Source organism: Candidatus Margulisiibacteriota bacterium (assembly GCA_028706105.1).
Classification (GTDB): domain Bacteria; phylum Margulisbacteria; class Riflemargulisbacteria; order GWF2-35-9; family DYQY01; genus DYQY01.
In genome coordinates this window covers 1-8,436 of record JAQWCF010000075.1, presented here as the reverse complement: position 1 = coordinate 8,436, position 8,436 = coordinate 1, and the positions used below count along the sequence as shown (strand labels likewise).

The following is an 8,436-nucleotide window of genomic DNA, read 5'->3' as shown; positions in this document are numbered from 1 at the left end:
AGTTTGCATTTAAAGCTGTTAGACCAAAGAGGTGTTGCTTCCTTAGAATAAACTAATAAAACTACATAATCTCTGATAAAGTCACAAACTGATATCCTTGTGCCTGCACATATTCAATTACTCGTGGTAAAGCTTTGATGGATACTTCATTTCCATTATGCATTAAAATAATTGCTCCTGGTTTTAAATCTCTTTCCAGAAGAGCCATTATCGCTGAGACTTTCTTCTCTAAAAACTCCTCATCAACCTGTTGATCCTTGTAAAGGAAATCGTTTGCATTAATAGACCACCCCACTGACAAAAGACCATAATGCTCGACTGTTGCTAGAACTGATTTATTGATTCTACCTCCAGGCGGACGAAAATACTTTGGCACAAATCCTACTATATTTTCGTAAACACGACTAGTTTCGGCTATCTCCTCATCAACACGCTGATCAATATATTTATCTAAACGTATATGGCTATATGTGTGATTACCCAAAGTGTGACCATCACTATTTATTCTTCTAACAATGCTAGGATACTCTATCATTCTTGCTCCTATTAAAAAAAAAGAAGCTTTTACTTTATTTTGCTTTAAAATATCTAAAATTTTTTCTGTGTATAAATAATGTGGTCCATCATCAAGAGTTAAGGCTACTTGTTTCTTGTTTGTTGGGAATTGCATAGGCATACCATCTGGATTGTAAGCAAAAGAAACTAAAAAAATCACTGAAACAATAAGCGCTACTTTTACACCGCAAGCAAACAAATGGTTCACTCGTTAATGAACTCCCATAATTTTATGTGTCTGTGGTATAACTCGCACATCATTAAGATCTTTCTTTAAAATGTTATAGGCATTGATAATCTGCTCTTCTGTCGGAAAAAATTTAATCTTTCCACAAGGAGTAACTGGTTGAAGTATTAAAGGAATATCTTTACTTATATTTTTCATTAACCGACCAAACTCTCTTATTTCAAATATTTTTGTATCAGGCATTAATACATATTTCACATAAACATCTTCGTTCTTAACAAGCTTCAAACACTCCGAGAACTCTGTTTCATATCCTGGCTTATAATCCATAGAAAAAATATCAACTTTTCCTATCAATTCCTTCAAATGTGCTGGCAATGTTGCATTTGTTTCAAGCATCACAGGAAGTGGCAAATCTGGTATTATTTTCAGTAAATCATTAACTTGCAAAAGTGGCTCGCCGCCAGTTAAAGAGATAGAATGATGCCAGGTTTTGTTTAATTCATTAACTTTAGCAATAATTTCTTCTAGCTTCCAATCGCGACCTTCCTCAATATTTTCATCACAATAATCACAAGAAATGTTACAGCCAGTTGTTCTAATAAATATCTGTTTATATCCTAAATAGATACCTTCACCTTGGATAGAAGAAAAAATTTCACTTAAATACATAACAATTAGTATAGGGTGAAAAGTGAAAAGTGAAAAGTGAATGGGAAAAAGAAATAATAGTGGGAATTGACTATAACTCTTTCGATAATTAACAAATGAAAAATAAAATTATTGCAATAGACTCCTCTATCAACAAACCAATAAATGGTTTTTTTAAAATTATACTCGGACCATCTAGTTCTCATACTTTTGGACCATTTCGAATAGGACAATTTATTAAAAAAATGTTGACTGAAAATAGCTCAATTTCAGAAGGCAGACTGCAAGTGAAATTCTTTTCCAGCATGGCCTTAACAGGTAAAGGGCATAACTCAGACATTGCCATTACAGCGGGATTGCTAGGATTACCCTTAGAAGAAACTTTCAGCTCCTTGGAAATTGTAAAAAGAATGAACTACTTTCTTCCAATTGATAACAAAAAAATATTCTTTAATCCTGACGAAGACATTATCTGGGATACAACAACACCTATAAACTCACATCCAAACTCTATCCTTGCCCTTCTTCCAAACAAACAAGAACAACTATTTGAATCAGTCGGAGGAGGAGTTGTAAAACCTGACATGCTACCAGTCGCATACCAAGGTTGCCCAAAAGAACTTTCCTTTCATAATCTAAGTAGTTTTACTGAAGTTGCAGTTAAATTCAAAGGATCAGTATATGAATTCATTTTAGCAAGAGAGAAAGCTATCACTGCAAAAACAGAAACAGAAATCTTAGCTGAACTGAGATTAAAGTTTTCGTACATGATGGCAGGAGTCGAAAATGGAAGATTAAAAACAGGTTCATTACTAGGACAAACAACCTATAGATCAAATGCACTATTTAATCATTTCCTAGCTAACCCAAACAGATTTGATTACAAAAACATTACCTATGCTGCAGCGATTGCCTTTGCTGAACATAGTGCCACAGGAGGAATTGCCATTTCCGCCCCAACTGCTGGTGGTGGGGGTGTGCTACCTGGAGTCTTATACGGACTAAAACATTTAGGAATAGCAGAAGAAAGGTTAATAAAATCATTATTCATTGCGGGTATTATAGGTCTAATCATTGAACATAACGCTTGCATCTCTGGAGCTGAAGCTGGGTGTACTTTTGAAATAGGAGCTGCAGCCACGATGTCAGCAAGTGCCGCTGTTTATGCTCAGATAGAAGATACCTCAAATCTCCAAGATAAGAGATTAATGCTCGATAAAATCAGTCAAGCAGCTGAAATGATTCTAGAACATAATTGGAATTTAAGCTGTGACTGCATTGGCGGAAAAGTTGTAATTCCCTGTGTAGAAAGAAATGGAGACAAGGCTTTTAGTGCTGTCGGCGCTGCAGATACTGTACTTGTTCCTAATCCACATTACGCCCCTGTTGTTGATTTTGATTCTCTTTTGAAAATAGCCTACGCTCATGGCAAAAATCTTCCGCTTGGACTAAGAGAGACGGGAATTGATGGTGTTAGTAAAGCACTTAAACCTAATCTTTAAATCTTTTCTAACTTACCATATTTAGGCATCACAAGTTTCATTTCCTTACCAAACCTAATCTGCAAAGACGTATCCTTACCAGAACCAAAAACCTGAACAACCGTACCTTCACCAAAGGCACCGGAATTAACAATATCGCCTACACTATAAGAAAGGACCTTTTTAGCCTTACTTTCCTCTTCATAATCTCTAGTAAAAAAAGTGCCTTTTCTGTCTGGTTTAGTTAAATTATACTCTGGTTTGGCTGATAGTTTTTCAATAATATGATTAAAACCACTTAACCTATCGCTAAACTCCACCTTCAATAATTCTGCTGGCATCTCATAAAAAAATCTACTAAGTTCTTTCGGTGTAGTAGAACCATAAGCACCTCTATTGCTTGAGGCTGAAAGAAACAACCTCTTTCTTGCTCGAGTAACTGCAACATAACAAAGTCTACGCTCTTCTTCTAACTCATCTGGTGCATCCAATGATTGGACATGGGGCAAGACACCTTCTTCTAGCCCAAACAAAAAGATATTATCATATTCTAAACCTTTGGCTGTATGCATAGTCATTAAGGTAAGAACATCTTCCACTTCCCCAGATTCATCCTGGCTAGTCAGAAGTGTACTCATTGACACAAAATCATCTAAAGAATAATTTTGCTCAGTTGCTGATTTTTTTAACTCTTCTAAGTTTTCTATCCTTGTTTTAGCTTCCAAATTGCTTTCAGCTTGTAACATTTCTTTATATCCCGTTCTATTGATTACAATATCAATCAATTCTGCTGCTGAAAGCTTACCTTCCAAGTATTCTTGCTGGAAAGACAAAATAAGTTCTTTAAAATTTAATAAGGCTGCATGACCTCTCACCTCTTCAAGTTGGTCAACAGCTTCGAAACAAGAAATTTCTTTTTCTAAAGCTTTTTCTTGTACCTTCAACAAAGTCAATTTACCAATCTTTCTTGAAGGGACGTTAACGACTCTTTGAAAGGCGATATCATCACGGTAATTTAAGATAAGTTTCAAATAAGCCATAATATCTTTTATCTCTTTGCGATCATAAAAGCGTAAACCACCATAAACTCTATATTTAATATTATGTTGTAATAAAATTGTTTCTATAACTCGGCTCATGGCGTTTGTTCTATACAAAAACGCAATTTCCGATAAAGTTGAACCCTTTTCGATTACTGCCTTAACTTTTTTAACAGCATTTTCTGCTTCATCATAATCATTCTGCGCAATAAAAAATAATGCTTCGTCACCTTTTTCTTGGTTAGTCCAAAGTGATTTCTTTTTTCTAAGCTTATTGTTAACTATTACGCTATTAGCAATATCAAGTATGGTTGAAGTTGAACGATAATTTTGCTCTAATAATATAACCTTGGCATCAGGAAAATCCTTCTCAAAGTTTAATATGTTTTGTAAGTTGGCCCCTCTCCATGAATAAATATTTTGGTCAGTGTCACCTACAACAAAAATTCTTCTATGTTTAGCTGAGAGCATATAACTAATATGATATTGAGGCATATTAATATCTTGATACTCATCAATTAAAATAAACTCAAATTTATTCTGATATTTGTCTAAAATTTCTTTTTCTTGTTTCAAAAGAATAACCATGTTTAATAATAAGTCATCAAAATCCATTGCGTTGTTTTGTCTGAGCCTCAACTGATACTCGGCATAGACTTTTGCAGCAACCTGCAAAATATTTGTGTCAGCTTTTTGCAGAAATTGTTCAGGAAAAACAAAAGAATTTTTTGACTTACTTATCTGATACTGGATAGACTTAGGTTTAAATTGCTCAGTATCTATTTCGAAATCTGCAAGTATTTGCTTTATCAATGTCAACTGATCACCAGAATCATAAACAACAAAATTTTTATCATATCCCAGCTTATCGGAATACATCTTTAAAATCTTAAAACCAAACGAGTGAAATGTTAAAATCCAGTTGTCCTGTACTCTGCCACCTTTTAGCTCAAGCAAATCATGAACTCGTGCTTTCATTTCTGCTGCTGCTTTATTAGTAAAGGTTACTGCGAGGATATTGGCAAGTGATACATTGAACTCATTATGCAAATAGGCAATTTTGTGAGTTAGAACCTTAGTCTTTCCACTACCTGCTCCTGCCATAATTAGCAAGGGACCTTCTGTGTACTTAACAGCTTCTACTTGTTGAGGATTTAAGCCTTCAAAGAATCTTTCTGAGTTTTTGTCCATAGCTTATCAATTATGAACCACTTCTTCAAAATAATTAAACGTACTTATTCTGTTGCAAGTAAGAAATCAACTATTTTAGAGCAATTCAGCTTCGCCCAAACCTCTGCCATTCTATTGTTTAATATTTCATATTCTTTATCTTGCCCCAAAGAACTCGCTCGAATGTCCTCGAGCTCTTCTAAAAAATTTGGATCAATCACGTAACCTTGTGCTTGTGGATAATCAGCAATTCTCCCTTCTCCTGCATTCGTAAAAACAACCATAGTTGGAAGACTAAAAGCATCGGCAAGATGATAAGAGGCAGTATCAACAGTAACAATTTTGTCCATCAAAGAAATAATCATAGCAAAATCATCAAACATTTTCGACAATTCTTTTACATTAAAAAATCTAGGCGATTCATATTCAATATCCGAAACAGTAAACACATCATAATCCGTTTTTTCTAATATCTCTGCAATTATTTTGTGACTTATGGCCATGGGAAGGTTTCTACAATCCTGAACTGAATCAGGATGAAATAATACCTTACTCCCAACTCTTCCTTGAGATTTAATCCTATTTACTAATTCTTCGTTTTTGTTAGAAAACAAATACTGGTTTCTCTTTTTTGACTTCTCTATAGTCTGAAAATCAAGAGAAAACATCCATAAAAAACTATCAACAATAGACCGCATATGATAACCGGAAATTGAATTAATGGCAGTTATATCATAATAATAGTCATATCCACAAAACTGCTCTAGCTCTAGCGGTTCTTGAAAAATTTCTATTCCATAACGAGAATAAAATTCTCTAAACTTATTACTTTGAACATGAAATATGTCTACTTTAAATTCGTCAAAATACTTACTCAATTCCTCCAATAATATCTTATACGCGGTAACACCACAAATATTGTCACCATAAGCTGGACCAAAGCCTCCTAGCATAGCGATTTTCACTTTACCGGTCGTTGTTACTCTGTCAGCTAATGGAACAAAGTCTTCCCTGCTACTCAAATCAACAGGCAACTTCATACCTTCCGGTAAAGCGATTTTCTGATAAGTATTAATCCTACCCATCATCTGATTGTTTTTTACATCATTCACCATAAGAAATAAAGCATGCCGATAGTCTGACACATAGGTTTCATCTTTATATAAAGGAATATAATGCCCTTCAGAAAACTCCCTATCAGAAAATAATCCTTTTTTATCATAATCAAGATACGGAATAATCTTCATATCTTCTATAGTTTTAAAAAACAGCAACTTTTATCCCCCAACCTCACCCGGCAAAATACACCGAAAACTTTTTATTTACCTTATTGTCGCCACCCTCTCCTACCTCATCGGCTAAAATTACTTCCATTTATTCGACACCTTAACTTGTAGCCACCTCTCCTAACAGAGAGGTTTAAGTACTGTCTAGTTTTTTATTAACTAAACAGAGAGGGTTTACGAATACGAAACAAACTAACAAATTAAATATTCACTCTATTTAATTGTACACCATCAACGAACATGTGGGCAAAGAATGTAGGATTTATGAACATAAAAAAATCCCCCTCTCTTTTAGGAGAGGGGGACTAATCATATTTGTAACGCCCACTAAAGTTAATCTAGGGGGTGAGGCTATCCTTGAGCGAACTTCTGTGTTGCTTGTCACTCTCGCTTCGCTGTCCTGCTCCGCTCCATCGACCCCCACTCAGTCGCTGCCGCTCACATCCTGTTCGCTTTCCCTCCAGGTATTCGGCGCTCCTTCGGGTCCAGCAACACAAAAAAAAGAGGGAGTATTGCTACTCCCCCTCTTCCATTCATTACTAATAAGCGTTTACTGCTTATCCTTGAGCAAACTTTTGTGTTGCTTCCCTCATTATGTCGCCTTGTGTCTTACCTGTTGTATGGACAGCACTTACAGTATCTTTAATAATCTGTAGTTTCTGTTGTACTAAGAAAAGGTCACCTGGCTGGAGTTCTTCTGCATCTTTAATACCCCATGACTTCAATAGTCCACCGCCATCTGCTTTTATGATTTCAATCTCTGTTGACGTAATAGCTGCAGCAGTAGTATCTTCGTCAGAAATCTCTAATGGACTAAGACCTACAATTTCACCATTCTTATCAACATCTATACCCATTATCATAACATCTCCTGTATTTGCATCTTTGTAAGAAATCTTTATACAAGCACCACCCTCATTGTCTGGATCTCCCTTTTGTATATTAATAGACCAATTATTGCCGTCAATATCAGTATCTGGAACAATACCAATAAGATTAAAAATAGTATCAGCTAAGCTTGCAGATATTACGTTCCCATCTTCATCCATTCCAGCGTCAGCAAGAATTGATTTTACCTCTTCATCATTCAATCTTTCAAAAGCATATGCATTACCACTTTGAGTAACTACTTGCTTTCCTCCCATTTCCATTGTTGCCTTTAGAATATCTAAATTCAACTCGTTCATAGTGTCAGCTACGGCACCCATTGCATTGTTTCTGTTAATTTCTCCTGCGAATGAATAATTTGCGCTCATTTTAATTCCCCCTTTTTTCTTTATGTTTTATTATTTACCTCATCCGGCGAAACAATCAGAGAACTTCTCGTCCTCTTTTTTGTCGCCACCTTCTCCTGTCAGAGAAGGTTTATCAACTTGCCTTTAAAAAACTCCTTTATCTTCAGATATTGGAGCAAGAAAACTCACAGGACTTTTAAGCTTTCTTTCTTAATCCTGTCCCCCTTCCGTGTATTTATTTTGTATCAATACTAATATCGCCACAAAAGAGGTTTTTTATGTATTAATAATTTATGGTGTATTAATTACGCTTATTCAGTGGTGTCCAGCTAATTTCAAAAAAACGCCAACTTGTGTCTCTATTTCTAATGTATTATGCGTTGTAGTTGTGTTTTATATTGTCTATTATTTTTAAATATACAATCTTTGATGTCTGAGGCTTCGTTTTTATAATGGAGCGGGAAACCAGGTACTCTTTGCTTCGACTTTGCTCAGCATTCGAGGACAACCGCTAAACTCGTTCCTCATTAAGCGGAGTTGTTACTGAACTGGCAAGCCAGTTCTCACCATAACAAGCAATCATTTTTAAATATACAATCTTTGATGTCTGAGGCTTTATTTTTATAATGGAGCGGGAAACCAGGTACTCTTTGCTTCGACTTCGCTCAGCATTCGAGGACAACCGCTAAACTCGTTCCTCATTAACAGACTGTGTCACAAATACTTCCTCTCTGTACAATTAAATGGGCTACAACCCTTATATTTATTGAGTATATTTGATATAATAGTAGCATCAAAAGGGGGCTAATATGGTATATAAAACAGGTCAAC

Annotated in this window: 6 protein-coding genes; 1 reads left to right on the top strand and 5 read right to left on the bottom strand. The window is 35.4% G+C overall.

What is annotated here, in order from left to right:
- Nucleotides 1-61: 61 nt before the first annotated feature.
- Nucleotides 62-763: a polysaccharide deacetylase family protein gene (locus tag PHF25_07690; protein ID MDD4527898.1), complete on the bottom strand. Its 702-nt coding sequence runs from the start codon at nucleotides 761-763 to the stop codon at nucleotides 62-64.
- A 3-nt stretch (nucleotides 764-766) separates the two neighbouring features.
- Entirely contained in the window at nucleotides 767-1,414 is a 648-nt protein-coding gene (locus PHF25_07685; GenBank protein MDD4527897.1) for a 7-carboxy-7-deazaguanine synthase QueE, read from the bottom strand.
- Between the two features lie 95 nt (nucleotides 1,415-1,509).
- Between PHF25_07685 and PHF25_07680 the strand changes: the two genes are divergently transcribed.
- Entirely contained in the window at nucleotides 1,510-2,895 is a 1,386-nt protein-coding gene (locus PHF25_07680) for an L-serine ammonia-lyase, iron-sulfur-dependent, subunit alpha (GenBank protein ID MDD4527896.1), read from the top strand.
- Here PHF25_07680 and PHF25_07675 read toward each other — a convergent pair.
- From PHF25_07675 to PHF25_07665, 3 genes are all read right to left on the bottom strand, one after another.
- Nucleotides 2,892-5,105 (bottom strand): UvrD-helicase domain-containing protein, encoded by a 2,214-nt coding sequence (locus tag PHF25_07675; GenBank protein ID MDD4527895.1) that lies wholly within the window; start codon nucleotides 5,103-5,105, stop codon nucleotides 2,892-2,894. The two genes, PHF25_07680 and PHF25_07675, sit on opposite strands and share 4 nt — an antisense overlap.
- Before the next feature lie 44 nt (nucleotides 5,106-5,149).
- On the bottom strand, nucleotides 5,150-6,358 hold the full coding sequence (locus PHF25_07670) for a hypothetical protein (GenBank protein MDD4527894.1): 1,209 nt from the start codon (nucleotides 6,356-6,358) through the stop codon (nucleotides 5,150-5,152).
- 569 nt (nucleotides 6,359-6,927) lie between these two features.
- Nucleotides 6,928-7,626, bottom strand: a complete 699-nt coding sequence (locus tag PHF25_07665) for a hypothetical protein (protein MDD4527893.1) — start codon at nucleotides 7,624-7,626, stop codon at nucleotides 6,928-6,930.
- Between the last annotated feature and the right edge of the window lie 810 nt (nucleotides 7,627-8,436).

What these genes read in the sequence shown, in the direction of transcription:
- PHF25_07680 (MDD4527896.1), top strand. Translation starts at nt 1,510, where the DNA reads ATGAAAAATAAAATTATTGCAATAGACTCCTCTATCAACAAACCAATA.
- PHF25_07675 (MDD4527895.1), bottom strand. Translation starts at nt 5,105, where the DNA reads ATGGACAAAAACTCAGAAAGATTCTTTGAAGGCTTAAATCCTCAACAA.
- PHF25_07665 (MDD4527893.1), bottom strand. Translation starts at nt 7,626, where the DNA reads ATGAGCGCAAATTATTCATTCGCAGGAGAAATTAACAGAAACAATGCA.
- PHF25_07685 (MDD4527897.1), bottom strand. Translation starts at nt 1,414, where the DNA reads ATGTATTTAAGTGAAATTTTTTCTTCTATCCAAGGTGAAGGTATCTAT.